General features: G+C 53.1%; 23 protein-coding genes. 22 read left to right on the plus strand and 1 reads right to left on the minus strand.

Annotation, left to right across the window (positions count from 1 at the left end; all coding sequences use genetic code 11):
- Positions 1-32: 32 nt before the first annotated feature.
- The 17 genes from DFQ01_RS05610 to spoVM all read left to right on the plus strand — a co-directional run bounded on the left by DFQ01_RS05610 (position 33) and on the right by spoVM (position 18654).
- The gene (locus DFQ01_RS05610; RefSeq protein WP_110043263.1) at positions 33-2825 is read left to right on the plus strand and encodes a calcium-translocating P-type ATPase, SERCA-type; all 2793 of its coding nucleotides are present in this window, start codon (positions 33-35) and stop codon (positions 2823-2825) included.
- A gap of 252 nt (positions 2826-3077) precedes the next feature.
- Entirely contained in the window at positions 3078-3908 is an 831-nt protein-coding gene (gene dapF, locus DFQ01_RS05615) for a diaminopimelate epimerase (RefSeq protein WP_110042906.1), read from the plus strand.
- A gap of 413 nt (positions 3909-4321) precedes the next feature.
- Positions 4322-4582 (plus strand): extracellular matrix/biofilm regulator RemA, encoded by a 261-nt coding sequence (gene remA / locus DFQ01_RS05620; RefSeq protein WP_044479181.1) that lies wholly within the window; start codon positions 4322-4324, stop codon positions 4580-4582.
- A 13-nt stretch (positions 4583-4595) separates the two neighbouring features.
- Positions 4596-5213 (plus strand): guanylate kinase, encoded by a 618-nt coding sequence (gene gmk / locus DFQ01_RS05625; RefSeq protein ID WP_110042907.1) that lies wholly within the window; start codon positions 4596-4598, stop codon positions 5211-5213.
- 15 nt (positions 5214-5228) lie between these two features.
- A complete protein-coding gene (rpoZ, locus tag DFQ01_RS05630) occupies positions 5229-5456 on the plus strand; it encodes a DNA-directed RNA polymerase subunit omega (RefSeq protein WP_110042908.1) in 228 nt (75 codons plus the stop codon).
- A 132-nt stretch (positions 5457-5588) separates the two neighbouring features.
- Positions 5589-6812 (plus strand): bifunctional phosphopantothenoylcysteine decarboxylase/phosphopantothenate--cysteine ligase CoaBC, encoded by a 1224-nt coding sequence (gene coaBC, locus DFQ01_RS05635; protein ID WP_110042909.1) that lies wholly within the window; start codon positions 5589-5591, stop codon positions 6810-6812.
- Positions 6809-9334 (plus strand): primosomal protein N', encoded by a 2526-nt coding sequence (gene priA / locus DFQ01_RS05640; protein ID WP_110042910.1) that lies wholly within the window; start codon positions 6809-6811, stop codon positions 9332-9334. Before coaBC ends, priA begins: the two co-directional genes overlap by 4 nt.
- 85 nt (positions 9335-9419) lie before the next feature.
- Entirely contained in the window at positions 9420-9917 is a 498-nt protein-coding gene (gene def, locus DFQ01_RS05645; protein WP_110042911.1) for a peptide deformylase, read from the plus strand.
- Between the two features lie 7 nt (positions 9918-9924).
- Positions 9925-10878, plus strand: a complete 954-nt coding sequence (gene fmt / locus DFQ01_RS05650) for a methionyl-tRNA formyltransferase (protein WP_110042912.1) — start codon at positions 9925-9927, stop codon at positions 10876-10878.
- Entirely contained in the window at positions 10875-12416 is a 1542-nt protein-coding gene (gene rsmB / locus DFQ01_RS05655) for a 16S rRNA (cytosine(967)-C(5))-methyltransferase RsmB (RefSeq protein ID WP_110042913.1), read from the plus strand. Before fmt ends, rsmB begins: the two co-directional genes overlap by 4 nt.
- Before the next feature lie 103 nt (positions 12417-12519).
- A complete protein-coding gene (gene rlmN, locus DFQ01_RS05660; protein ID WP_110042914.1) occupies positions 12520-13590 on the plus strand; it encodes a dual-specificity RNA methyltransferase RlmN in 1071 nt (356 codons plus the stop codon).
- Positions 13591-13596: 6 nt separating this feature from the next.
- The gene (locus DFQ01_RS05665) at positions 13597-14361 is read left to right on the plus strand and encodes a Stp1/IreP family PP2C-type Ser/Thr phosphatase (RefSeq protein ID WP_110042915.1); all 765 of its coding nucleotides are present in this window, start codon (positions 13597-13599) and stop codon (positions 14359-14361) included.
- Positions 14358-16526 carry a Stk1 family PASTA domain-containing Ser/Thr kinase gene (pknB, locus tag DFQ01_RS05670; protein WP_110042916.1) on the plus strand — a complete coding sequence of 723 codons (2169 nt, stop codon included), beginning with the start codon at positions 14358-14360 and terminating at the stop codon, positions 16524-16526. The genes DFQ01_RS05665 and pknB overlap by 4 nt, the downstream gene beginning before the upstream one ends.
- A complete protein-coding gene (gene rsgA, locus DFQ01_RS05675) occupies positions 16519-17445 on the plus strand; it encodes a ribosome small subunit-dependent GTPase A (RefSeq protein WP_110042917.1) in 927 nt (308 codons plus the stop codon). Before pknB ends, rsgA begins: the two co-directional genes overlap by 8 nt.
- 3 nt (positions 17446-17448) lie before the next feature.
- Positions 17449-18093, plus strand: coding sequence for a ribulose-phosphate 3-epimerase (gene rpe / locus DFQ01_RS05680; protein WP_110042918.1), 645 nt, complete (start codon positions 17449-17451; stop codon positions 18091-18093).
- A 5-nt stretch (positions 18094-18098) separates the two neighbouring features.
- Complete coding sequence (locus DFQ01_RS05685; protein WP_245946553.1) at positions 18099-18416, plus strand: hypothetical protein; 318 nt, start codon at positions 18099-18101, stop codon at positions 18414-18416.
- A 157-nt stretch (positions 18417-18573) separates the two neighbouring features.
- Complete coding sequence (spoVM, locus tag DFQ01_RS05690; protein ID WP_010345573.1) at positions 18574-18654, plus strand: stage V sporulation protein SpoVM; 81 nt, start codon at positions 18574-18576, stop codon at positions 18652-18654.
- Positions 18655-19036: 382 nt separating this feature from the next.
- On the opposite strand, the gene rpmB is transcribed toward spoVM, so the two are convergent.
- Positions 19037-19225, minus strand: coding sequence for a 50S ribosomal protein L28 (gene rpmB, locus DFQ01_RS05695; protein ID WP_110042919.1), 189 nt, complete (start codon positions 19223-19225; stop codon positions 19037-19039).
- A gap of 537 nt (positions 19226-19762) precedes the next feature.
- Here rpmB and DFQ01_RS05700 point away from each other — a divergent pair.
- From DFQ01_RS05700 to DFQ01_RS05720, 5 genes are all read left to right on the plus strand, one after another.
- Positions 19763-20122 (plus strand): Asp23/Gls24 family envelope stress response protein, encoded by a 360-nt coding sequence (locus DFQ01_RS05700; RefSeq protein WP_110042920.1) that lies wholly within the window; start codon positions 19763-19765, stop codon positions 20120-20122.
- A 58-nt stretch (positions 20123-20180) separates the two neighbouring features.
- On the plus strand, positions 20181-21938 hold the full coding sequence (locus DFQ01_RS05705; RefSeq protein ID WP_110043265.1) for a DAK2 domain-containing protein: 1758 nt from the start codon (positions 20181-20183) through the stop codon (positions 21936-21938).
- Between the two features lie 56 nt (positions 21939-21994).
- Positions 21995-22861: a DegV family protein gene (locus tag DFQ01_RS05710; protein WP_110042921.1), complete on the plus strand. Its 867-nt coding sequence runs from the start codon at positions 21995-21997 to the stop codon at positions 22859-22861.
- 5 nt (positions 22862-22866) lie between these two features.
- Entirely contained in the window at positions 22867-24915 is a 2049-nt protein-coding gene (recG, locus tag DFQ01_RS05715) for an ATP-dependent DNA helicase RecG (RefSeq protein ID WP_110042922.1), read from the plus strand.
- A 187-nt stretch (positions 24916-25102) separates the two neighbouring features.
- The gene (locus tag DFQ01_RS05720; protein ID WP_110042923.1) at positions 25103-25390 is read left to right on the plus strand and encodes a stage VI sporulation protein F; all 288 of its coding nucleotides are present in this window, start codon (positions 25103-25105) and stop codon (positions 25388-25390) included.
- Positions 25391-25748: the final 358 nt, after the last annotated feature.

Genomic DNA, 25748 nt, shown 5'->3' on the forward strand with positions numbered 1-25748 from the left:
AATCGGCTTATCGCGGGAGGGAGATTATTCGCATGGATCAGAACAGATGGCATCAATTGCCAACAGAGACGCTGGAGCAATCGTTAGGCTGCGATACGGCTCGCGGGCTGACAGGGGCGACGGCGGAGGAACGGCTGAGGCAGTTTGGCCACAATGAGCTGTCTGAAGGGGCTCGTGTTTCACCGCTGTTATTGTTCTTGAATCAGTTCAAAGATTTCATGGTTCTCGTCTTAATGGGTGCAACACTCATTTCTGGCCTGCTTGGCGAGTTCCTTGATGCTATTACGATTGTGGCGATCATCGTATTGAACGCTGTGCTTGGTTTTGTACAAGAGTTCCGAGCAGAGCGTTCATTGCGTGCGCTGAAGGCGCTGTCGGCCCCGACAGCGAAGGTTATCCGTGATGGCAATACGGATATTGTGCCAGCTAGCGAGCTTGTCCCTGGTGATTTGGTTTTGCTGGAGAGTGGTGACCGTGTACCGGCCGACATTCGATTCATACAAGCTAACAGCTGCTATGCTGAGGAATCGGCACTGACCGGTGAATCCGTTCCAGTAGGGAAGCATGCTAATCCTATCACAGAACCTGAGCTGCCATTAGGCGATCAGCGCAACATCGGCTTCATGGGCACGATGCTGACAGGAGGGACAGGCAAAGGGGTTGTCATCCGAACAGGGATGGAGACCGAGATGGGACGCATCGCCGACCTCATTCAGAAGACAGAGGAAATGGAAACACCATTGCAGCGACGGCTGGAGCAGCTGGGCAAAATTCTGATTATCGTCGCCGTAGCGTTGACAGTTCTCGTCGTTATCGCGGGCATCATGCACGGACAGCCGGCATATGGCATGTTCCTGGCTGGCGTAAGCCTTGCCGTAGCTGCAATCCCGGAAGGGCTGCCGGCGATCGTTACGATCGCGCTCGCGCTTGGCGTGCAGCGAATGATCAAGCGGAAGGCGATCGTAAGGAAGCTGCCATCCGTGGAGACGCTGGGCTGTGCATCCGTCATATGCTCGGATAAGACCGGCACGCTGACACAGAACAAAATGACAGTAACCGGCGTTTGGCTGAGCGGCCGTGCTATTCAAATTACAGGCGAAGGGTATGAGCCTGTCGGCGAAGCGTACGAGCATGGCAAGCCTGTCGATCCGAAGCATGATCAGTCGCTGAGACGCTTATTGCAGATAGCGGCGCTTTGCAACAATGCCGAAGTCGTTAGAAATGCCGAAGCGGAGGATAAAGACGGCAAGGGTAAGAAAAGCGCAGAGCGCAAGGAAGAATGGCAGCTCAAAGGTGACCCGACCGAAGGTGCGCTTACTGTATTATCGTCCAAGCTGGGCATGTCCGCGAAGTCGCTTGAGCCGTTGTACAAGCGGATCGCTGAGTTTCCGTTCGATTCCGAACGCAAGCGGATGTCCGTCATCGTCTCGCATCAGGGCGGCAGGCTCGTATGCGCCAAAGGTGCACCGGATATGCTCATGGAGCAATGCGCTTACGTGCTGTGGGAAGACAAGGTTATGCCTTTCACCGCGACGCTTAAGCGCAAGGTAGCGGAAGCATCAGAGCAAATGGCAGGATCAGCGCTGCGCGTGCTTGGGTTTGCCTATCGGGATCTGCGCTCGCATGATCGTTGTGAGACGACGGAAGAAGCCGAATCTCAGCTTATTTTTGCCGGATTGACTGGTATGATCGACCCGCCTCGCAAAGAGGTGCGTGAAGCAATCGCAACGTGCCGCCGCGCTGGCATCAAGACGGTTATGATCACAGGGGATCACCAGTTAACAGCTGAGGCAATTGCGAATCAGCTTGGCATTATGCCTAGAGGCGGGATTGCGATTAGCGGTCGCGAGCTGTCGCAGATGGATGACGAGCAGCTTGATAAGATCTCTGACAATATTTACGTTTATGCGCGCGTATCGCCGGAACACAAGCTGCGTATCGTGAAGTCGCTTCAGCGCCAAGGACATGTCGTTGCCATGACAGGGGACGGTGTCAATGACGCGCCAGCGATCAAGGCGGCTGATATCGGCATCGCAATGGGGATTTCGGGCACTGACGTTTCGAAGGAAGCTTCCGCACTCATCTTGAGCGATGACAACTTCGCAACGATCGTAGCAGCCATAGAAGAAGGCCGGAACATCTATGAGAACATTCGCAAATTTATTCGTTACCTGCTCGCTTCGAACGTTGGTGAAATCTTGACGATGTTCTTGGCCATGATGGCGGGACTGCCGCTGCCGCTTATTCCGATTCAGATTCTGTGGGTTAACCTCGTCACAGACGGTCTGCCTGCGATGGCGCTTGGCGTCGATCAGGCGGAGAAGGACTTGATGAAGATGAAGCCGCGGTCTTCAGTGGAAAGCATCTTCGCAAGGCGGTTGGGTTGGAAAATCATCAGCCGCGGCATACTGATCGGCGTCTGTACGCTTGGCGCGTTCTGGCTCACATTGTCCAAGGCGCCAGGGGATGCTGGCCAGCTTGTATTGGCGCAGACGGTTGCGTTCGCGACATTGGTACTTGCTCAGCTTATCCATGTGTTTGACTGCCGCAGCTCGCGGTCCATCTTCCATCGTAATATTTTGCAAAATAAATATCTCGTGTTCGCCGTATTGTCTTCGCTCGTGCTGATGCTGGGCGTTCTGTACTTGAAGCCGCTTCAACCGGTATTCAAGACCGTGCCGCTCGACTTCCGCGAATGGTGTCTCGTGTTCGTCGCGGCAGGTATTCCGACGTTCGTCATGGGCATCGGCAGCGTGCTCAGCTCCGGCCGCAAAAAGTCGAAAACGAAGTGGACACCATCGGGCAAACATTCCACGGCACGGTGAAATTGGTTGTCGCCTCACTCTAAAAGGAACAGTGCAGTCCTTATTCTTCAACATAAGGATCAAGCAGCCTCCTGTGCTCGGAGCGATCCGGGGCAGGAGGTTGTTTCCGTACGTGCAGACTAGCGGAATAGTGCAAATGAATGTGCAATTAGAGAATGGAGTCCGGCCCCCTTTTCCATTATGCTAGTACCAAAATGTCGGCGGCTGCTCGCTAGCGGCTGCTTTTATGACTTGCAGAAGGGACCGATTTCAATGGAATTTGTGAAAATGCACGGACTTGGCAATGACTTCATCGTCGTAGCAGGAGAACAAGCGCTGCCTGAGAATGCATCGGAACTGGCGATCGAGCTTTGCAACCGATTCTTTGGTATCGGAGCGGATGGTCTTGTTTATATTCTGCCTAGCGAAAAGGCGGATTTCCGGATGCGCATCATCAACTCCGACGGTTCGGAGGCTGAGCAGTGCGGTAACGCAATCCGCTGCGTATCCAAATATGTGTACGACAACAAGCTGATCGACCGCACGAACATTACGATTGAGACGCTTGGCGCAGGCGTTCAGCCTGTACAGCTTAACGTGAAAGATGGCGTCGTAGAGACGGTACGCGTTGACATGGGTGAACCGATTCTGAAAGGTCTGCAGGTGCCAACTACGATCGATGCCGATCGTGTAATCGAGCAGCGTCTTGAAGTGGACGGACGTACATTCACATTCACGGCCGTATCGATGGGCAACCCGCACTGCGTTATTTACGTGGACGATGCGGTCAATTTTGATCTTGCGGCATGGGGACCAAAAATTGAAACGCATCCAACGTTCCCGCGTAAAACGAATGTAGAGTTCGTTACGGTAAACTCTCGTTCGCAAACGGATATGCGCGTATGGGAGCGCGGAGCAGGCCCTACGCTTGCATGTGGCACAGGTGCTTGTGCAACGGCTGTATCCTCTGTACTGAACGGTCTGACAGACCGCAACGTGACGGTTTCGCTCAAGGGCGGCGACCTGTTCATCGAGTGGAACGAGGCAGACAATCATGTGTACATGACAGGCCCAGCGGCGGTTGTGTTCGCAGGCAAGCTTTAATAATTCAGGAACCAATAGTGGGGTCGGGCAGCCGATCCCACTTTCTGCTCTATCAATGAAAGCGGATTAATGACTTGATATGAGCATAAGGGGTCATTGACGAGTCCCGCACCCGTACGTGGATAGTCAGCCGCAAGTGGAGCATTTGGTCGAATTTCGGTGTTTTTCGCCGATATTCAGCTGATTTATACAAAAATAGCTTGTGAGATGCATTAAAATCCTTTAAAATAGATAAACAATGCACTTGCCATGCCGGTACGAGAGTATGAGAGCCTCTGGATTCGTCAACACTAGTGCAGGGCTCTGCCAAACCTTTCTTTTTTCCGGCAGCCGGGACTTGCTCGTTCCGAATCTTAGCAAGCATTTTTCATTCGTACGCAGTTTGCATGTGAAGACCGGAGGGGGAAGTTGAGATGGCAATCAAGCTTATCAATATCGGATTCGGCAATATCGTGTCCGCCAATCGGATCATCTCGATCGTCAGTCCGGAATCGGCACCGATCAAGAGAATTATCCAAGAGGCGCGGGATCGTCATATGTTGATTGATGCAACATACGGTCGCCGGACGCGTGCAGTCATCATTACGGACAGTGACCATGTCATCCTGTCTGCTGTGCAGCCAGAGACTGTGGCGCATCGTCTGTCCGCCAAAGATGACGATAATGACGAATAGTACGGGGAGTCTTATGAACAGAGGATTATTGATCGTTTTGTCCGGGCCGTCCGGAGTTGGCAAAGGAACGGTGTGCGCTTCTTTGCGTCATCGTATGCCTGAGCTCGTTTATTCCGTATCTGCGACGACGCGCAGCCCGCGGCAAGGCGAGATTAATGGAATCAATTATTTCTTCAAATCGCAGGAACAATTTCAAGATATGATCGCGAATGACGCGCTGCTGGAATGGGCCGAATACGTTGGTAATTATTACGGCACGCCGCGTGATTTTGTCGATCGGACACTTGCTTCGGGCAAGGACATTATTCTTGAAATTGAAGTGCAAGGTGCGCTCAAGGTGAAACAGAAATTCCCTGAGGGCGTATTTGTATTCTTGATGCCGCCTTCGCTCGATGAGTTGAAGTCGCGCATTACAGGCCGTGGAACGGAGAATGCGGACGTTATCGATCACCGTATGACGGTTGCAGTCGAAGAGATGAACCTGCTTCAGCATTACGACTACGCTGTCGTGAATGATGAGATCGATGCTGCATGCCAGCGAATCCAAAGCATCATTACTGCAGAGCACTGCCGCGCGGATCGGTTAATGACCGAACTGCCGCAAATGCCTGCAGCTTCAGAGAAAGCATAGATGAGGTGAGAGGATATGCTGTATCCATCCATTGATGAAATGATCGAGAAAGTAGACAGTAAATACAAGCTGGTTGTGGCGGCATCCCGTCGCGCGCGTATGCTGCGCGAAGGTTCAAAGCCAGAAATTCGCAACGCGAAGTCGCACAAGCAGGTAGGCGTAGCGCTTGAAGAGATTTACCATGATATGCTCGTGGTTGAATCGGTAGAGCCTGCAGCATCCATTAAGAACAAGAACAGGTAAGATCGGCAGAGGCGAGTGAACTGCCGGCGATATCGCATGCTTGACTCGCCCTATACTGGCCGAACAGAACGGCAGAAAAGTGACAACCGGATTGCGGTTGTTATTTTTTTGTTTTCGGAAGGGAGCGATCGGATGAAAGGGAAAACGATTGTACTCGGCATCACGGGTGGTATTGCGGCTTATAAGGGCGCCGCGCTGTGCAGCAAGCTGACGCAGGCGGGGTTCGATGTGCATGTCATGATGACAGAGGGCGCAACGCAATTCATCACGCCGCTTACGCTTCAAGCGCTATCCCGTAATCCTGTGCATACAGGCGTATTTGAAGAGCAGAATCCTAATGTAATCACGCATATCGATTTGGCTGATCGCGCAGATATGATCATCGTCGCTCCAGCGACGGCGAATACGATTGCAAAGATGGCACATGGACTGGCGGACGATATGCTTAGTTCGACGCTGCTTGCAGCAACTTGTCCCGTAGTCGTAGCCCCGGCAATGAATGTACATATGTACGAGCATCCTGCTGTCCAGCACAATTTGCGCCTGCTTGCGGAACGTGGCGTTACTTTCATCGAGCCGGAGACTGGCCAATTGGCGTGTGGTTATGTGGCCAAGGGGCGTCTCGCAGAGCCTGAGTCCATCGTGGCGATCGTATGCGACATGTTCGCTGAGTCCGCACGGAAGCCGCTCGCGGGGAAGAAAGTGCTCATTACGGCGGGCGGAACGGTGGAACGACTTGATCCGGTGCGCTATTTGACGAATGATTCCTCTGGCAAAATGGGCTTTGCGCTCGCTGCTGCCGCTCGCGACTTCGGCGCTGATGTAACGGTAGTCGCGGCGAAGACGACTGCCAAGATTCCCGATGGCATCTCGCTTGTTCGTGTTGAATCGGCTGAGCAAATGCTTGAAGCGGTATTGTCGCGGTTCGAGCAATCGGACCTCGTCATTAAGTCTGCGGCTGTCGCCGATTATCGGCCGGTCGTACGAGCAGAGTCCAAGATCAAGAAGAGCGGTGATCGGATTATGCTCGAACTGGTCAAGACAACCGATATTCTACAGACGCTAGGCGAACGGAAAACGTCACAGTTTCTAATTGGCTTTGCGGCAGAAACCGGAGACTTGGATCATTACGCAATGGACAAGCTGCAGCGCAAGCGCGCTGACCTTCTCGTTGCCAACGACGTGAGTGAAGATGGTGCGGGCTTCAATACGGATACGAATATTATTCGGATATACGACAAGGACGGTTTGGTTGAAGCTTTGCCGATTATGTCCAAGCTCGATGCGGCCAAGCGTGTGCTCAAGCTAGCGTCAGAACGGATGACCCAGACGGAGGCCAAGGAGGTGCGCGAATGATCGCGCGCGTCATTGTAGATGTGCCGAGCCGTCAGACGGATCGGCCTTTTGATTATGAAGTGCCGCAGGAGCTTCAAGGCTGGATCGAGCCCGGAAGCCGTGTTGGCGTACCGTTCGCAGGACGCGTGCTTCAAGGCTTCGTTATTGGTCTTGCTCCGCTGGATACGGCTGAAGTAGACCGATCGAGACTGAAGGCAATCGCCGAACTGCTTGATCCGCTGCCGCCGCTGCGACCTGATCTCATTGAACTTGCAGAATGGGTCAGCGACAAGTACTGCTGTACGATGATTGCAGCGCTGCAAGCGATGCTGCCAGCAGCACTTAAAGGCAAGGCGGAGCGATATGTCCGTTGGAGCGAGTCGTTCGAAGCCAATGAGCCTGCAGCCGCAGCGGCGGTACTGCTGCCCGAAGGCATGCGGGAATGGTTGAAGCGCAGTGGGGCAGTCAAGCTTGATGCACTTCGTGAACGTTTTCCGGACGCCGCCGAATATGTGAAGGCCGCCATTCGATTAGGCCTGCTCGAGGAGCAGGTGGCGATCCGAGACAAAGTCAGTATCCGCAAGGTTCTGACGGTGTTCCCGCCGGATAATGTAGAAGAAGCGGAGATCGCAATTGAACAGTGGCCTGCTCGTGCTGCGAAGCAGAGAGATATTCTTGCTCACATGCTTAGTGTGGGTACTTCGATGCCGATGCAGCAGCTGCTTGCGGAGACGGGCTCTTCGGCTTCGGTCGTCAAGGCGGTTGCCGATAAGGGCTGGCTTACCATTCGTGAGGTCGAGACGGAACGTGATCCTTATGCGGGGCGTTTGTTTAAGAAGACTGAACCGCTGAAGCTGACAGAAGGCCAAGCGCAGGTGCTGGAGCAGATTGCAGCTTCCGTCCACGCTCGTGAACCGAAGCCGTTTCTGCTTCATGGGGTAACGGGTAGTGGTAAGACAGAAGTATATTTACAAGCCATTCAAGAGTGCCTCGATATGGACCGGCAGGCAATCGTACTCGTTCCGGAGATCTCGCTTACGCCGCAGATGGTGGAGCGCTTCAAGGGACGATTCGGCGATGCGGTAGCGGTGCTGCATAGCCGGTTGTCGCACGGTGAGAAGTACGATGAGTGGCGCAAAATTCGAGAGCGCCGCGCGCAGGTAGCGGTCGGCGCTCGGTCGGCCATATTCGCTCCGTTCGAATCGATTGGCTTAATTATTATCGATGAGGAACATGAATCGAGCTATAAGCAGGAAGAAAGTCCGAAGTATCATGCTCGCGACGTTGCAGTGAAGCGAGCGAGGCAGCACGGCGCTGCCGTCGTGCTCGGGTCAGCAACGCCTTCGCTCGAATCATATGCAGCGGCAACTGCGATACGCTCGCAGCATGGCAGCGGTGCGTCAGCAGCGGCTGCGCTGCTGACGATGCCTGGACGCGTTGCAGATCGCCCAATGCCGCCGGTCGAGGTCATCGATATGCGCAGTGAACTGCAAGCGGGCAATCGTTCGATGTTCAGCCGCAAGCTGTATGAAGAGCTCGCTAATCGATTGGAAAGAGGCGAGCAATCGGTACTGCTGCTTAACCGGCGCGGATATTCGACCTTCGTCATGTGTCGATCCTGTGGCTACACAGCGATGTGTCCGCACTGCGATATTTCATTGACCTATCATCAGAAGACGCGCCTGCTCCGCTGTCACTACTGTGGACATTCGGAAGGTGCACCTGCCAAATGCCCATCCTGTGAGAGCGAGCATATCAGATTCTTCGGTACGGGTACGCAACGGGTTGAAGAAGAACTGGTGAAGCTGTTCCCGGGTATTCGCGTCATTCGGATGGACGTCGATACGACGACGGAGAAAGGCTCGCACGAGAAATGGCTCAAGCTGTTTGGCGAGCGGAAGGCGGATGTGCTCCTTGGTACGCAGATGGTTGCAAAAGGTCTCGACTTTCCGTATGTGACGCTCGTCGGGGTTATTGCAGCAGATACTTCGCTCCATCTGCCGGACTTCCGTTCAGCCGAACGGACCTTCCAACTGCTGACGCAGGTGGCGGGACGCGCAGGACGGCATGAGCTGCCCGGTGAAGTCGTTATCCAGTCGTATGCGCCGGAGCATTATGCGATTCAGACCGCGCAGCAGCATGATTACGAGTCGTTCGTTCGGGAAGAGTTGATGCATAGGAGGGCAATGGGTTACCCGCCATATTGCCGGTTAATCCTAATCACGATGTCGCATGAGCAGCTGCCGATGTTGACCGATGTTGGCGAACGATTCGCACAGCGGCTGCGTGATGCGGCGGGCGTCGCGGGCGTCTATGGCAGAGTGGATGGAACGAGTGGACCCAAGGCGTTGGACGTGCTTGGTCCTGTTGCTTCGCCAATCGCACGTATGAAAGATCGCTACCGTTTTCAATGTATGATAAAATATCGTGGAAACGTTGATGCAACTGGCTTGCTCAACAAAACGCTCCAGCCGTTCCTGCAAGGGACGGAAGGCCGCGGCGTGCAGTTCGGGATTGATGTTGATCCTCATATGATTTTATGAGATAGATACCAGCTAGGCGGCGATTGCGCCGTACTTATTCATCCTATCGAAATTAATTAATCATCTAAGAAAGAAGGGAAACTTCATGGCAATTCGTATTATTGTGAAAGATCCAGATCCAGTTCTGCGTGAGGTTGCGAAGGAAGTAACGAAATTCACGCCGAATCTGCATAAGCTGCTTACCGATATGGCAGCAACGATGTATGACGCAGAGGGCGTTGGCCTTGCTGCGCCTCAAGTTGGCATCTCTAAGCGTGTCATTGTTGTCGATGTTGGCGATGAGCGCGGTCTGATTGAGATGGTGAACCCTGTGATCACCCATAGTGAGGGTGATCAATACGGTCCAGAAGGCTGCCTCAGTATTCCGAACCTGAATGGCGATGTGAGCCGCTTCAACCGTGTCGTTGTAGCAGGCCAAGACCGCAACGGCAATCCGTTCGAGGTTGACGCTGTTGGCTATCTGGCTCGTGCGTTCCAACACGAAATCGATCACTTGAACGGTATTCTGTTCACCGATATTGCAGAGAACGTATTCGACATCACGAAGCAACAGCAGCAGCGCCGGCGCAAGGACGGAGAGTGAGCCTTACATGAAAATCGTGTTTATGGGGACGCCATCATTTGCGGTCTCTTCGCTTGAACGCGTGCTGGAGGGCGGCCATGAGGTGGTCGCCGTCTTCACGCAGCCAGATCGTCCGAAGGGCAGAAAACGTGAGCTGACGCCGCCGCCTGTGAAAGCGGCTGCAATCAACCACGGTATTCCCGTTCATCAGCCTGAACGTATGCGCAGCGAGGAAGCAATCAAGCTAGTTGAATCGCTGAAGCCGGACTTAATCGTAACGGCTGCATATGGTCAGATCCTGCCCCGTGCTGTACTCGAAGTACCTCGTCTGGGCTGTATTAACGTACACGGCTCGTTGCTGCCGAAATATCGCGGAGGCGCACCCATTCAGCGTTCCATTATTAATGGTGAACGCGTAACGGGCGTTACCATCATGTACATGGCTGAAGGTCTTGATACTGGCGATATGATTAGCCGCATTGAGGTGCCAATTGAAGATACGGATACATCCGGAACGTTATTCGAGAAGTTAAGCATCGCAGGTGCGGATCTGCTCGCACGCACGCTGCCTCAGATCGAAGCAGGCAATGTTACGGCAGTTCCGCAGGTGCACGAGGAAGCGACTTATGCTCCAAACTTGACGCGTGAGGATGAACGGATCGATTGGTCCCGCAGCGCACGTCAGCTGTTCGATCAAGTACGCGGCTTGTCGCCGATGGCAGGCGCCTTCACGCTTTGGAATGGTGAGCCGTTCAAGGTGTGGCGCTGCGTCGTAGAGCGTGCTGAGTCTGCAGAAAACGGTGCACAGGCGCCGGGTACGGTGCTGTCAGCTGATGCGGAAGGTATCGTCGTTCAGACTGGCACAGGTACACTCCGCCTGCTTGATATTCAGCCAGCCGGCAAACGTACGATGCCCGCGGCGGAATGGTTGAAAGGTGCACGTCTTGAACGTGGACAGCAGTTCGGCGGTGACGGGCAATGAATAATGCTAAAACGGGCGGCAGCACAGTCGGAAACGGCAATCGCCCTGCGAATAAATTAAATGCGAAGCCTCGTACAGCAGGAGGCAAGGGGTCCGGTCAGAAGCCAGGCTCTAGGCCGAATGGGGCTGCTGGCAACGGTGGTGCAACAGCTAAACGTCGTCCTGCTACAGCTCGCGAAGTAGCGCTCGACGTACTTATTAAGGTAGAGCGAGAGCAGGCGTTCAGCAACCTTGTGCTGAATACGGCACTGCAGCATGCAGAGCTGTCTCGTCCTGATGCTGGACTTGCAACGGAGCTTGTATATGGGACGATTCAACGTAAGTTGTCGCTTGACTATGCACTCGCTGAGCTGGCATCGAAGGGGCTCGCGAAGCTGGAGCCATGGGTGCTGCAGCTGCTTCGGCTTAGCGCTTATCAGATTTTGTTCCTTGATCGCGTGCCCGCACACGCAGCGGTGAACGAAGCGGTCACGATCGCGAAGCGCCGTGGACATGCCGGTATTTCCGGCATGGTGAACGGAATGCTTCGCAACCTAATCCGGCGCCGCGAGGAGTTGTCGTCGGAAGCGGCGGCCGGCCAGCGAGGGCTTAGCCCGGCCCGCCGCATCGCGCTCCGCCACTCGTATCCCGAGTGGCTCGCTGCCCGCTGGATCGCCGCCTATGGCGAAGCGGCGGCGGAGAGCATCTGCGCGGCTGGCAATGAGCCGCCGCGCGCCAGCATTCGCGTCAATCCGCTTCGCGGGACGCGCGACAATGCGATCTCGATGCTCGCAGACGCTGGCATCGAGGCGGAAGCTTCGACGCTGTCTCCTTACGGCGTCGTCGCTCGAAGAGGCGGCAGCCTCGCGGACACGATTGGTTTCCGCGATGGCCGCTGGACGGTACAGGACGAGAGCTCGATGCTCGTCGCTCAGGCGGCTCAGCCGGCACCAGGCATGACGGTGCTCGACTGCTGTGCTGCGCCAGGCGGCAAGTCGACGCATCTGGCTGAACTGATGCGCAACGAGGGACGTGTGATCGCGAATGATTTGCATCCACATAAGCGGGCTCTAGTGGAGCAGCAGGCGCAACGGCTTGGACTGAGCTGCATTGAGGCCGTTACAGGAGATGCAGCGGAGCTGGGCAGCCGATTCGCGCCATCGAGCTTCGATATCGTGCTGTTGGACGCACCATGCTCTGGTCTAGGCGTAATCGCTCGAAAGCCAGAGATCAAATGGACGAAGTCAGAGGATGATATTGCGGCGATTGCTTCGATTCAACATCAGCTGATTGATTCTGTTGCAAGCTTGGTTAAGCCAGGTGGTCGTCTCGTATACAGTACATGTACGATCGAGCGAGACGAGAATGAGAAACAAATTGAGCGTTTCCTTAAGCAGCATGCCGACTATGAACTGGATACGAATTGGCCGGATGAACTGCTTGCTTCGCTGCGCGAGGCAGGGGCTGTCGGAGCTGACTTCCGCGGCGATGTTCAACTGCTGCCAAGCCACGTAGGAAGCGACGGTTTTTATATAGCAACGCTCCGCAGACGGGCCTAGCTGGGCCTTTGTGGTCTGCGATAGGTGTTTGTGGTAAAATAAATCATCAGCGGATGCGTATATGACGCGTCCGTCTTATTTTAGACGTAGGTGTGATAACTAAATGGCAAAAAAAATTACTCTGCCGGAAAAGCCTGCCATATATGACTATACGCTCGAAGAGCTGCAGCAATGGATGAAGGACAACGGCGAACCAGCCTTTCGTGCTGGACAATTGTTTGACTGGTTGTATGTCAAACGCGTACGGAGCTTCGAGGAGATGTCGAACCTGCCGAAGTCGCTGCGCGACAAACTCGTCTCGCAGTTTGGTTTCGTTACGCTTACCGAAATTACGAAGTTCGAGTCGAAGGATGGAACAGTCAAATTTCTGTTCAATCTCCATGACAACCACGCAATCGAGACCGTTGTTATGCGGCATAACTACGGCAACAGCATTTGCGTTACGACGCAGGTCGGCTGCCGTGTCGGCTGTACGTTCTGTGCCTCGACGCTTGGCGGCCTGAAGCGGGACCTGACAGCGGGTGAGATTGTCGCACAAGTTGTATGGGCGCAGCAGCTGCTTGATGCAACTAATGAGCGTATATCGAGTATTGTAATTATGGGAATAGGCGAGCCGTTCGAAAATTACGACGCAACGATGAATTTCCTGCGTATTATGATTCATGAGAAGGGGCTCAACATTGGTCAGCGCCACATTACAGTCTCGACTAGTGGCATCGTGCCGAACATTTATCGTTTCGCGGATGAGAACACGCAGATTAACCTGGCGATTTCGATCCATGCGCCGAACGATGCGCTTCGTTCGAAGCTGATGCCGGTTAACCGTCGTTTCCCGTTCAACGATGTGATGGAGTCGCTTCGCTACTACATTGCGAAGACGGGTCGACGCATTACGTTTGAATATGCATTGATCGGTGGCGTTAATGACCGCCCTGAGCATGCAGAAGAGCTTGCGCAGGTGCTGCAGGGCATGCTGTGCCACGTTAACCTGATTCCGGTTAACCACGTGCCTGAGCGCAACTATGTGCGTACTCCGCGCGACGATATTTTTGAATTCCAGCGCATTCTCGAAAGGAACAAAATTAATGCGACGATTCGCAGGGAGCAGGGCCACGATATCGCGGCTGCATGCGGCCAGCTGCGGGCGAAGCATATGGAATCCACTGCGAGGTGATCCGGATTGATAATTGCTAGCCGTACGGATATTGGACGCGTCCGACAAGTAAATGAGGACAGTCATTGGGCTGTGCAGCTGCCTTCTGGCATAGTTGCTGCAGTCGTTGCTGACGGAATGGGAGGTCATCTCGCAGGCGAGGTGGCCAGCCGCATGACGGTTGATTCGCTTCAAGCATCGATCAGCAACGCGGCAGCTGGAATGACGGACGAGGAATGCGAAGCAATGCTCCAGTCAGCGGTTAAGCAGGCAAACGAAGTTGTGTATACGACAGCTTCGAGCAATGAGCAATATAGCAATATGGGAACAACAGTTATTATCACTCTCGTTGAGGGTGAACGGGCGGTTATTGCCCATGTTGGCGACAGCCGTGTATATAAAGCAAATGCAGAAGGACTCGTACAGCTTACAGACGATCATACGCTGGTCAATGAACTTGTGAAGTCCGGGCAGATTACACCCGAGGAAGCTGCTGTGCATCCTCGCCGCAATGTGATCATGCGCGCTGTTGGCACAGATCCTGAGGTAAGCGCCGATGTGTCGGTCTATTCTTTTGCGCCATCAGACATTCTCTTGCTGTGCAGCGACGGGTTAACCGACATGGTTGGCCATGATCTCATGCTGGAGACACTGCGTACGGAAACCTTGGATCTTGACGGAAAGGCGGAACGTCTCGTTTCGCTGGCGCTGCATGCAGGCGGCGATGATAATATTACCGTTGTGCTCTTGCAGGGTGACGCCAACAGAATCGAGGGGAGTGTCGAACATTGATCGGACATGAGCTTGGAGGACGTTACGAAATTATTTCTCGGATCGGCGGCGGCGGCATGGCGCTCGTGTACAAAGCCCATGACGTGCTGCTTAACCGTAAGGTTGCAGTTAAGGTGCTTCGTCAGCAATTCGTGCATGACGAAGAGTTTATTCGACGGTTCCGTCGAGAAGCGCAATCAGCGGCATCTCTGTCGCATCCGAATGTTGTGAGCATTTATGATGTTGGACGGGAAGACGATGTTCACTTCATTGTTATGGAATATGTAGAAGGCAGCAATTTGAACGAGATCATTCATGAACGCGCTCCCTTGCAGCCAGAGGAAGCGGTACATATTGCTGCGCAAATCTGTGATGCGCTCGTTAGTGCGCATCAGAATCAAATTATTCATCGTGATATTAAGCCTCATAATATATTAATTGGCAATAACGGCAGAGTGAAGGTGACCGATTTCGGCATCGCACGCGCTGTGACCGCATCGACTATTACGCAGACCGGTTCTGTAGTTGGCTCCGTGCATTATTTCTCGCCGGAGCATGCGAAAGGGACAAGCACAGGAGAGAAATCCGATCTTTATTCCTTAGGTATTGTGCTGTACCAAATGCTGACTGGCAAGCTGCCATTCCATGGCGAAAGCCCGATCAGTGTTGCGCTTAAGCATCTGCAGGAGACGTTCGTGGAGCCGCGGGCGCTTAATTCGCTTATTCCACAAAGCGTTGAGAACGTCATTTTGCGCGCCATGCGCAAAAATCCGTCCGAACGTTATGCGTCAGCTGGCGATATGCTGCGTGATCTGGAAACATGTTTGCTGCCAGAGCGCCTGCATGAGCCGAAGGCAGTATTTACAGCAATCGCGGATGATTTGGACGAGACGCGCGTCATGCCTGCTATTCGTCAGACAGCATCGGCGGGGCGCATCGACGATCGCTCTGTACAGTCCTCTCAAGAACGCACACCTGCTGGTGCGACCCTTCATGGCACGCAGCAGATTGAGTGGGAGGAGGATGCGAAACGCAAGCCATGGTGGAAGCGTCCCGTGACGTTGATCATCGCCACGCTCATCATTATCGCTGGTCTCTACTTTGCGGTGAGATCTGTTACGAACAGTCTTGACGTGCCTGAGGTTCAAGTTCCGTCTGTCATTAATATGACATTGGAAGAAGCCAAGCTGAAGCTCGAAGAACAAGGCTTGATGATCGAGGAACCCGTTATATACGAGTATTCGGATGATGTTGCCGAAGGGTACGTATATGATCAATCCAAGATGAACATGAAGGTTAAGGAAGGCGCGTACATTAAGCTATACGTCAGCAAAGGCAGCGAGCTTTCGACGATGAGCAATTACGTCGGTCAACCGATCGCGAATGCGAAAGAGGACCTGGCAGCACTAGGCATCGAAGATACACGTGTTACGACGACACAGGAATTCAGCGACCAAGAGCCGGGCACGATCCTAGCACAGACGCCAGAAGCAAATGCGCAATTCGATCCGAAGACGGAAACCGTGCATTTCACGGTAAGTAAAGGTCAGGAAACAGTCGAAATGCCGCAGCTGGTAGGCAAGAAGGAAGCAGAAGCGAAGGTGCTTCTGAGCCAGAAAGGCCTGAAACTGTCGGATGATAATATCGTAAGAGAAGAGAGCTACGAGCCAGAAGGCACCGTTATTGGCCAGTTCCCTTATCAAGCGGGCGAAGAGGTCGGCAAAGGCGCCGAGGTTTCGATTACAGTAAGCTCGGGCTTGCCGAAGGACGCAATTGAACGGACGCTCAACCTTCTTATTTCGCCGGCGCAGGCAGGTACGACAAGCGAGATCAAAATTACGTACTCCGACGCAACGGGTGAGAATAAAGCTTGGGGCACGCGCAAAATTAAAGATACGCAGCGCTTCTCCGTAAAGGTTATCGTAGCGCCGAATAAGGATGCTACCGTAACCGTTATGCGTGATAATCAGCTCGTTGATTCGTTCCCGGTCACATATGAGGACAATTCAGCTCCGATTGACCAGACGATACCAGGTCAAGGGCAAACGGAGACTGAGCAGCAGCCGTCGGAGCCAACCACAGGTACGGTAGGAACTGACGATGCCACCGCAACAACGAATGATCAGCAGACAACTGACAACAGCTCGCCAGATGGCGGGGATGAGGATACCCATCAACATGACTAATAATAAAGAGCTGCAAGGCACGATTGTCAAAGCGCTTGCCGGCTACTACTACGTTCAGCCTGCCGATGTGCAGGCTGAACGTGTACAATGCCGGGCGCGTGGTGTTTTTAAGAAGCGTGGCGTGTCGCCGCTCGTCGGGGACCGCGTTCATTATTCCATGACGGATAATGGAGAAGGAACGGTTGAAGAAATCCTGCCGCGAGAGTCGGAGTTAATTCGCCCTCCTGTGGCGAATATCGAGCTTGCCGTACTTGTGTTTTCAGTCACGGAGCCGGAGCTGAGCTTTCAGCTGCTGGACAAGTTCCTCGTACATATTGAGCATGCGGGTCTGGACACCGTGATCTGTTTAAGTAAAAGCGATTTGACGGAAGCGGAGGGCAAGCTGGGCGAATCTGCCCGAGAGGCGCTGCAGCGCGTTAAGAACGTTTATGAACCGCTTGGCTATGAAGTATTCTTGACGAGCGCCAGCCGCTCGGAAGGCTTCGATCAACTGCGCGACAAGCTTAATGGAAGCTTGTCTGTATTCGCTGGGCAATCGGGCGTGGGCAAGTCCTCCATGCTGAATGCGCTTGTTCCAGGCTTATCGCTTGAGACGAATGCGATAAGTGATCGGCTCGGACGAGGTAAGCATACGACTCGACATGTTGAGCTTATTGATATTGGGCATAACGGTTTCGTGGCAGATACGCCTGGCTTTAGCCAGCTTGATTTTCAGGAGCTTGGAATTGAAGATTTAGGCTATTGCTTCCGCGAGATGCGAGAGCTGTCACCATCTTGCAAGTTCAGAGGCTGTACGCATGTGCATGAGCCGGGCTGCGCCGTCCTAGAGGGGTTGGCTGAAGGCACGGTGGATGCAGGGCGGCACGCTCACTATATAACGTTCATGGAAGAGATGAAAGAGAAAAAGCGGAGGTACTAACGTATGACTATTATTGCACCGTCGATTTTATCGGCTGATTTTTCGAAACTGGGAGAGGACGTACTGGCAGCTGAGCAAGCCGGCGGGGATTGGATTCATATCGACATTATGGATGGTCACTTCGTGCCAAACATGACGTTTGGTCCGATTGTTGTTGATTCGATTCGTAAGTATACGAAGCTCCCATTCGATGTACATCTGATGATCGAGAAGCCAGAGCTGTACATCCCGGCCTTCGTGAAGGCTGGTGCAGATCGGATTACGGTACATGCAGAGGCATGCGTTCACCTGCATCGCGTTATCCACCTGATCAAGGAGCATGGCTTGCCAGCAGGCGTTGCGATTAACCCAGGAACACCTGTATCGGCCGTTGAACCGGTGCTGGAGGACGTAGATCTCGTTCTTCTCATGACGGTTAATCCAGGCTTCGGCGGTCAATCGTTTATTCCGCAATCGGCTGCTCGTCTTCGTCAGTTGCGCACGATGCTGCAAGAACGTGGACTTGAGCGTATGCACGTACAAGTAGATGGCGGCATTAATGCTGAGACGGCGGCAATCGTGCGTGAAGCAGGCGCGAATGTGCTTGTTGCAGGCAACTATGTATACGGATCGGCTGATCGCGCTGCGGCAGTCGCATCGCTGCGGTGATGGGCATGAGTAAACGTGTGAAGCCTGTCATTGACGTTGACCTTGATGAGGATGAGCGCAAACCGCGCACGGTGCTGATCGTTATTGTATTTAGTTTCGTCTGCGGACTTTGCTTGAGTCTGTTCGCTTCGATTGGCGGCCCGATCAAATATTTGTTCTCACTGCTGGCGCTTATTGTCGGGATCAAAATGTTCGGCAAGCTGGATCGGGTAGGACCGCGAATTTGGTTCGTCAGCTTGTCGATTATATGGTATTTAGTTCTGACTGTCATTATTGCTTTTGTCATGTATATTCAAGATAACCCGCTGCCGGCAACCGGCTAGCCTCATGTCCGCTCTGGAATAGGACGACTTGATCATGCATAGGATGGTTACATGAACGAAGGCTCTTGAGATGCACTGGGGTTTGCAGGTTCGTGCAGCATTCATGTAGGCAGTCAGTACCACATTTCGATGAGCGCGCTTTGGGGAGGGATGGAGCATGAAATTTTACACGATCAAGCTGCCGAAATTTTTGGGCGGTTTCGTCAAGGCCATCTTGAATACGTTCCAAAAAAACTAATGCGGCCGATTCGGCGATAGTACGATCGTGGAATGGTACACGAGGGATGTTCCACTACGCATGTTCGGAACATGCCCTCTAGCGCCGCATGCAATTTCTACCCACCTAAATCCTCCCTGCTAGGGAGGACCCCATGGGACTCCCGTCCCCTGGACCCCGGAAGGGAAGACGTGAGATAGGCAGAGATGCGCTCGCATACATAGATGTTAGGACTCGCATGCCCTACGGGCAAAGCTTACTTTTGTTGCGTGACAGAGTGCTAATACGAAAAGAATAAAACTGTGATAGGTGATATTCTTCTCAGAACTTATAAATACAAATAACAAAAAGACCGCATCCGTAGGACGCGGTCTTTCGTTGGTTGCGCAGAACGCAGACCTTATTATACGCGAGTTACTTTGCCGGATTTCAGCGCGCGAGCGCTCACCCATACGCGTTTCGGTTTGCCGTCGACGAGGATGCGCACTTTTTGTACGTTTACGCCCCAAGAGCGGCGGTTTTTGTTGTTAGCATGGGATACGTGGTTGCCCGTGCTTGGCGATTTGCCAGTGATTGCACATTTGCGAGACATGGATACACCTCCTTAATTGAAGCGGAGCATACGGCTTCGCAAGCATCCGCCCACATGAGGCAGAGCAGAACAGCATGGAAAGCATCCGCTGAAAATACCTTGATATACGTCATCGAATACTGCGACTTCCAGAGGAAGCGGCATATAAACATACCCAAGTATCGTATCACAATTTCCTTTTCCTTGTCTAGTCCTGAGGGGGCGCTGACATCGGATTCATGAGCAAATAAAGTGCCATTCTTAAGATAGGAAGCGAAAAACAGCCATTCTATTGCATTTGAGCTAGCCGAATGTCGAAAAACATTGTAGAATGTCGTTAACACTTTGTTTTACGCCCATTTATTAAGTTTCTGGGGCCAATGGGTCAAATGTGTGAACGTGTAAAGCGGTCTGAGCCAGGGCACAGGTCTGTCTAGGTTTGGATGCGTTTACATCTATTGAAAGATGAAGTGGTGTACGCTTCTATATCTGTATTCTTTATAGTACAATGTTGAAAAGTCCACAATAGAGATACATGAGGAAAAGGAGCGAGTTTCCATGCCACTGCAGCTTAGCACTGAACTTGGAAAAGTGTTGATTACTGATGAATGCATTGCCGTTATTGCAGGTTCCGCGGCATTGGAATGCTACGGTCTTGTCGGTATGGCATCCCGCAAGCAATTGAAGGATGGAATATCCGAGCTGCTGGGACGAGATAATTTGTCCCGCGGTGTCGAAGTGCGGAACGAGCAGGATCGCTTAAACATCGACTTGCATATAATCGTGAGCTATGGAACCAAAATATCCGAGGTTGCGCATAATATTCAAACGAAGGTCAAATATGTGCTCAATGATGTGATCGGACTTGAGGTTGATCAAGTACAAATATTTGTACAGGGCGTGCGGATACTTAAGTAGTTAGGAAGGGGAATAGTCGTTGAGCAAGCGCACGATTAATGGAATCGATTTTGCCCGAATGGCTGCTGCCGGGGCTGATCAATTAAATCACAACGCTGAGCGCGTGAACGCGTTGAATGTTTTTCCAGTACCAGACGGCGATACGGGTACGAATATGAATTTGACGATGACATCTGGGATGAAGGAGCTGCAAGGTAAAACCTCTCCACATCTAGGGAAGGTCGTCGAAGCGTTATCCAAAGGATTGCTGATGGGTGCACGGGGCAATTCGGGCGTTATTTTGTCACAGCTGTTTAGAGGTTTTGCGAAGTCTCTCGCAACGTTGGAGGAAGCAGGTCCGGTACAACTGGCTGCTGCGCTGCAATACGGCGTTGATATGGCCTATAAGGCTGTTGTAAAGCCGGTTGAGGGTACAATTCTTACCGTTGCCCGCGAAGCGGCGAAGCATGCTGTCACGATATCTCGTCGCATCGGTACTGCGGACGAGCTCATGCGTGAAGTGTATGAGAAAGCGAATGAGGCACTGCAGCGCACACCGGAACAACTGCCGGTATTGAAGCAGGTTGGCGTCGTCGATTCCGGCGGTCAAGGTCTTGTTTATATATACGAGGGTTTCGCACGCGTATTGTCCGCATTGGATGCGCCGCAGCAGGAAGCATCGGAAGCAACAGCAGTTACTGAAGCGGCATTGCCTGAGGATGTTGGCATGGCTGATCGTCTTCGCAGCGCAGTAGCCGGTCGTCCGGGACATTCCGCGCAAGCGCGTTTGGCGACGGAAGACATTGAGTTCTTATATGACATGGAATTTTTTATCGATCGTAATAAGGCTGCGAAGAATGCACCGGTATTCAACGAGCAACGCTTCAAGGAAGCGCTCGCGAAGGATGGCGACTCCATCCTTGTCATCGAAAGCGATGATGTTATTAAGGTGCACGTTCATTCTCGCAAGCCTGGCGATGTGCTGAATCTCGCACTGCCATTCGGCGAATTAATCGATATTCATATATTAAACATGCGGGAGCAGCATCGCGACCTGCTGGAAGATGAAGGGCATGGTGAGCCTAACTCGCTGCCAAGTCCAGAAGCGCTTGCAGCTGCTGAAGTGCTGACAGGTGGAGCTGCGCCGCAGACGACATCACCAGAGCAGGTGCACGAATATGCGCCATTCGGCATCATTGCCGTTGCCATGGGTGAAGGTATCGCGGAAATTTTACTCGATAACAATGTCGACATTGTACTGTCGGGCGGACAAACGATGAATCCGAGCACGGAAGATTTCGTGAAGGCGATTGAAGCTTTGCCAGCAGAGCATATTTTCCTGCTGCCGAACAATGGCAACATTATTCTCGCAGCCGAGCAGGCCGCAGAGCTCGCAGGACGCAGTGTGTCGGTATTGCCGACTCGCACGGTGCCACAAGGGCTTGCTGCAGCACTTGCGTTCCGTGAGGATGAGTCGATCGAACGCAATGGCGAGCTGATGAAGCGCGCAGCAGAATCGGTTCGCTCGGGACAAATTACGCAAGCGGTTCGCGATACGTCGATTGACGGTATTGCCATTCGCGAAGGTGATTTCATCGGTATACAAGAGAAAGCGATCGTCGTATCGACATCGGATTTGAGCGATGCTTGCCGTACATTGCTTGGCGGCATGCTTGAAGAGGGTGGCGATCTGATCACGGTGTTGACAGGCGAGGATGCAGATGCTGGCGTTACGAGCCAGCTGAAGCAGTGGCTGAACACAGAGCATCCGGAAGTGGAAGTAGAAGTGCTCGAAGGTGGCCAGCCGCTGTATCCATACGTATTCGCAGTTGAATAACAGCGAAGCTTACGCTTATAATCACTACTAATCAGAGGTAGAAGGAGGAGGCGCGTATGACAACGATTCGAATCGTGACGGACAGTACGGCGGATTTGCCGGCTGATGTACGGAAGCAGTTTGGGATCGAGATGGTGCCGCTTCAGCTTTCATTTGGCGACGAGACGTTTCTAGATGCCGTAACGATTGAGACCGACCAATTCTATAAGAAGCTGGCCGCATCGGACCAACTGCCAAAGTCGTCCCAGCCGTCGACGAATGCGTTCAAAGAGCTGTATGAACGCATTCTGACGGAAACGCCGGATGCACACATTATTTCCATTCATTTATCCGCTTCATTAAGTGGTACTTATCAATCTGCTGTCATCGGCAGTACGATGGTGGAGATCGAAGACGCTGAGTCGCGCATTACGGTGTTTGACTCCAAATCGGCCTCAATCGGGATTGGCGTACTCGTACTGAAAGCAGCGGAAATGGCTGCAGCAGGCAGCTCGAAGGAACTGATAATTGCTGTCCTTGAGCAGCTTCGCACTGATACGAAAATTTATTTTCTCGTTGATACGCTCGAATATTTGCAGAAAGGCGGCCGTATTGGCAAAGCCTCGGCTGTCATCGGTTCCTTGCTTAACATTAAGCCCATCTTGACGCTCGACGAGGACGGCGTTGTTTCCTCGATTGATAAAGTGCGTGGGCAGAAGAAAGCGATGCTCCGTATTATGGAGCTGCTGGGCCAGAAGTTCAACGGCCAGGAGCCCGTTACGGTGACGTTCGCTTATGCACAGCGGATCGAGGGCGCGCATGAGATGAATGAACTGTTGAAATCCCATTTCAACGTTCAGGGTACGACTTATTTTGAGCTTGGTCCTGTTATCGGCACGCATGCCGGTCCGGGAACAGTAGGTCTTTTTATGCATAGGGTGTGAGAGGAATGAAGCTGGATCAAATTCCGGTCCGGCAAGTTAAGGGCGTGAGCGCGCAGAAGGAAGGCGAGCTTCACGCCTTTGGCGTCCGTACGGTTGCCGATTTGCTGGACTATTATCCGTTCCGGTACGAGGATTACCGGCTGCGGGATTTGGCGGAAGCCAAAGACGGGGAGAAGGTTACGGTTCAAGGCGTTATACGCAGTGTACCACTGTTGGCACGATTCGGCCGGGGCAAAGCGCGGTTGACGTGTCTGGTTGAGGTTGAGCATTTTCTCGTAAAGGCGGTTTGGTTTAATCGGGCCTTCCTGCAGGATCAGCTGACGCTTGGCCGCGAAATTACGATTACAGGCAAGTGGGAAGCGCATCGTCATCAAATGACGGTGTCTGATTCCGAGTTTCCAGACCGCGGCAAAGCCCGAACGGGAACGCTGCAGCCGGTCTATTCAGTCGGCGGGGGATTGACGAACTCGTGGATGCGCAAGACGATCGGGCAAGCGCTCGTGCAGTTCGGCGATCTGATCGAGGAGAGCTTGCCTGCGGATATTGTGGCGAAGCATCGGCTTATGCCGCTGCGTGAAGCCATTATGCTCATTCATCATCCTGATGGGACCGCGGAAGGGCAGGCCGCGCGGAAGCGGCTCGTCTACGAGGAGCTGTTCTGGTTCCAGCTGAAGCTGCAAGCCTATCGATCGTTGCAGCGTTCGCGTTCGGAAGGTATGGCGTTTCCGATCGACAGCGCAACGATTCGAGAATTCGCAGCTACGCTGCCTTTCGAGCTGACGGATGCACAGAAGAAGGTTATTAACGAGATTACGCAGGATCTTCGTCAAAAGCACAGCATGAACCGCCTGCTGCAGGGTGATGTCGGCTCCGGTAAGACGGTAGTCGCGGCGACTGCGCTGTATGCCGTTGCGAAGGCTGGTTATCAGGGGGCGCTGATGGTGCCGACCGAGATTCTAGCCGAGCAGCATCTGCGATCGCTGCAGCGGTTGTATGAAGGGACAGGCATCGAGGTTGCGCTGTTGACGGGCAGCTTAACGGCTCGCCGCCGGCGTGATGTCATTGCAGGCTTGCAAATGGGACTTATTCATATCGCGGTTGGTACACATGCCCTTATTCAAGATGATGTCATGTTCCGCTCGCTTGGTCTTGTCGTTACCGATGAACAGCACCGGTTCGGAGTGAATCAGCGAAGCATTCTTCGCAGGAAGGGCTGGAGCCCAGATGTGCTGACGATGACGGCGACGCCGATACCGCGTACGCTGGCTATTACAGTATTCGGCGATATGGATGTCTCTACGATTAAGGAACGGCCGAAGGGGCGTAAGCCGATTAAGACGCATTGGACGAAGCCTTCGGCAATGGAGCGTGTGTTCGAGTTTATCGAACGTGAAGTAGCGCTTGGCCGTCAAGCCTATGTCATCTGTCCGCTAATAGAAGAATCAGAGAAGCTCGACGTTCAGAATGCGATTGAGATGCATGCAACGATTGCGATGTCGCTGCCGAAGCTGAAGGTCGGCCTATTGCATGGGCGGATGACGCCAGCAGAGAAGGACGAGGCGATGGGGGCGTTTGGCGCTAACGAGACGCAGGTGCTGGTCGCAACGACGGTCGTCGAGGTCGGCGTGGATGTACCGAACGCAACGGTGATGGTCATTATCGACGCAGAGCGGTTTGGACTATCGCAGCTCCACCAGCTGCGGGGCCGTGTGGGCCGCGGTGAGCATCAGTCGCATTGCATTCTAGTAGCAGATCCGAAGTCCGAGAATGGACGCGAGCGGATGAAAGTCATGACCGAAACGGATGATGGCTTCGAGGTTGCAAGGCGGGACCTTGAGCTGCGTGGACCTGGTGATTTCTTCGGAACGAAGCAGAGCGGTGTTCCTGACTTCAAGTTGGCTGATATGGTCGCAGATTTCGAGGTATTAGAGGAAGCTAGAGACGATGCAGCTGAATTGGCCGGGGCAGAAGATTTCTGGACGAATCCAGAGCGGGCTTCGATGCGCAGTCGATTGCTGCAGGATCCTCTATTCCAAGGCGAGCAGCTCGATTAATAATCGAAGCGTAGGTAAGCGTTCTGCCTTCGCTTCGATTTCTCCGGAATGAAGCCTACTACGCCGTTGCACGGATGGCGATAGTCGTTTCACCTTGAGAGGCAACTTCTGGGGACGAACGGCATATGTATAAGCGATTGCCACATACGGCGGTCGGTTGCCGTTCCGCCGGCTGGAGGTGTTTCCCATGAGCTATCAGAAATTCGGCATCCGGCCTGATTTGGTCGAGCGGGTTAAATTCAAAATGAAAAACCCGGTCGTCAAGGACCGGATGAAGCAAATGCTTGCGAACGTGAACAAGTTTGATCTTCAGGACCGCGCAAAGGTGCGCAAGCTGGTCAAGTCGGCTGCTGCAGCGCTATCGGAAAATTTGACGGATACACAGGAGGAGCAAATTATTACGTTCATCCTGAGTCAAAAAATCGACCCGAACAATACGTTCCATTTGTTGAAGCTATGGGCGACGTTCCGATAAGGAACAGACCAGCTGCGCGACATCGGTTGTGACAATTAGAGGCTGGCTGTTAGAATCGACAGTCGTGCCGAAGCATGAAGGCAGCACCGTTGTAAGTCGGCGGGCTGCTTTTTTGTTTAAATGAGCGAGTTGTTTTTTTGAAAATGGCCGGTGATTGCTGGTTGACGAGCCTAACGGACTGTGATAAATTTAACACACCGCATGGGAATACTAGGAATTAACTTGACAATATCCATAAGCGCTCGCTAGTAAACTGGAGGCGTATGGCATGGTTAGCAATAACCATAGCTGTGCGCCTCTTTTTGTTTTTATTTTTGGCATGCGCAAATAACGAGGTCTCGAAGCTAGTTATTTGTTC

The organism is Paenibacillus cellulosilyticus (assembly GCF_003182255.1).
GTDB lineage: Bacteria > Bacillota > Bacilli > Paenibacillales > Paenibacillaceae > Paenibacillus_T > Paenibacillus_T cellulosilyticus.

What these genes read in the sequence shown, in the direction of transcription:
- DFQ01_RS05610 (WP_110043263.1), top strand. Translation starts at nt 33, where the DNA reads ATGGATCAGAACAGATGGCATCAATTGCCAACAGAGACGCTGGAGCAA.
- dapF (WP_110042906.1), top strand. Translation starts at nt 3,078, where the DNA reads ATGGAATTTGTGAAAATGCACGGACTTGGCAATGACTTCATCGTCGTA.
- remA (WP_044479181.1), top strand. Translation starts at nt 4,322, where the DNA reads ATGGCAATCAAGCTTATCAATATCGGATTCGGCAATATCGTGTCCGCC.
- gmk (WP_110042907.1), top strand. Translation starts at nt 4,596, where the DNA reads ATGAACAGAGGATTATTGATCGTTTTGTCCGGGCCGTCCGGAGTTGGC.
- rpoZ (WP_110042908.1), top strand. Translation starts at nt 5,229, where the DNA reads ATGCTGTATCCATCCATTGATGAAATGATCGAGAAAGTAGACAGTAAA.
- coaBC (WP_110042909.1), top strand. Translation starts at nt 5,589, where the DNA reads ATGAAAGGGAAAACGATTGTACTCGGCATCACGGGTGGTATTGCGGCT.
- priA (WP_110042910.1), top strand. Translation starts at nt 6,809, where the DNA reads ATGATCGCGCGCGTCATTGTAGATGTGCCGAGCCGTCAGACGGATCGG.
- def (WP_110042911.1), top strand. Translation starts at nt 9,420, where the DNA reads ATGGCAATTCGTATTATTGTGAAAGATCCAGATCCAGTTCTGCGTGAG.
- fmt (WP_110042912.1), top strand. Translation starts at nt 9,925, where the DNA reads ATGAAAATCGTGTTTATGGGGACGCCATCATTTGCGGTCTCTTCGCTT.
- rsmB (WP_110042913.1), top strand. Translation starts at nt 10,875, where the DNA reads ATGAATAATGCTAAAACGGGCGGCAGCACAGTCGGAAACGGCAATCGC.
- rlmN (WP_110042914.1), top strand. Translation starts at nt 12,520, where the DNA reads ATGGCAAAAAAAATTACTCTGCCGGAAAAGCCTGCCATATATGACTAT.
- rsgA (WP_110042917.1), top strand. Translation starts at nt 16,519, where the DNA reads ATGACTAATAATAAAGAGCTGCAAGGCACGATTGTCAAAGCGCTTGCC.
- rpe (WP_110042918.1), top strand. Translation starts at nt 17,449, where the DNA reads ATGACTATTATTGCACCGTCGATTTTATCGGCTGATTTTTCGAAACTG.
- DFQ01_RS05685 (WP_245946553.1), top strand. Translation starts at nt 18,099, where the DNA reads ATGAGTAAACGTGTGAAGCCTGTCATTGACGTTGACCTTGATGAGGAT.
- spoVM (WP_010345573.1), top strand. Translation starts at nt 18,574, where the DNA reads ATGAAATTTTACACGATCAAGCTGCCGAAATTTTTGGGCGGTTTCGTC.
- rpmB (WP_110042919.1), bottom strand. Translation starts at nt 19,225, where the DNA reads ATGTCTCGCAAATGTGCAATCACTGGCAAATCGCCAAGCACGGGCAAC.
- DFQ01_RS05700 (WP_110042920.1), top strand. Translation starts at nt 19,763, where the DNA reads ATGCCACTGCAGCTTAGCACTGAACTTGGAAAAGTGTTGATTACTGAT.
- DFQ01_RS05705 (WP_110043265.1), top strand. Translation starts at nt 20,181, where the DNA reads ATGGCTGCTGCCGGGGCTGATCAATTAAATCACAACGCTGAGCGCGTG.
- DFQ01_RS05710 (WP_110042921.1), top strand. Translation starts at nt 21,995, where the DNA reads ATGACAACGATTCGAATCGTGACGGACAGTACGGCGGATTTGCCGGCT.
- recG (WP_110042922.1), top strand. Translation starts at nt 22,867, where the DNA reads ATGAAGCTGGATCAAATTCCGGTCCGGCAAGTTAAGGGCGTGAGCGCG.
- DFQ01_RS05720 (WP_110042923.1), top strand. Translation starts at nt 25,103, where the DNA reads ATGAGCTATCAGAAATTCGGCATCCGGCCTGATTTGGTCGAGCGGGTT.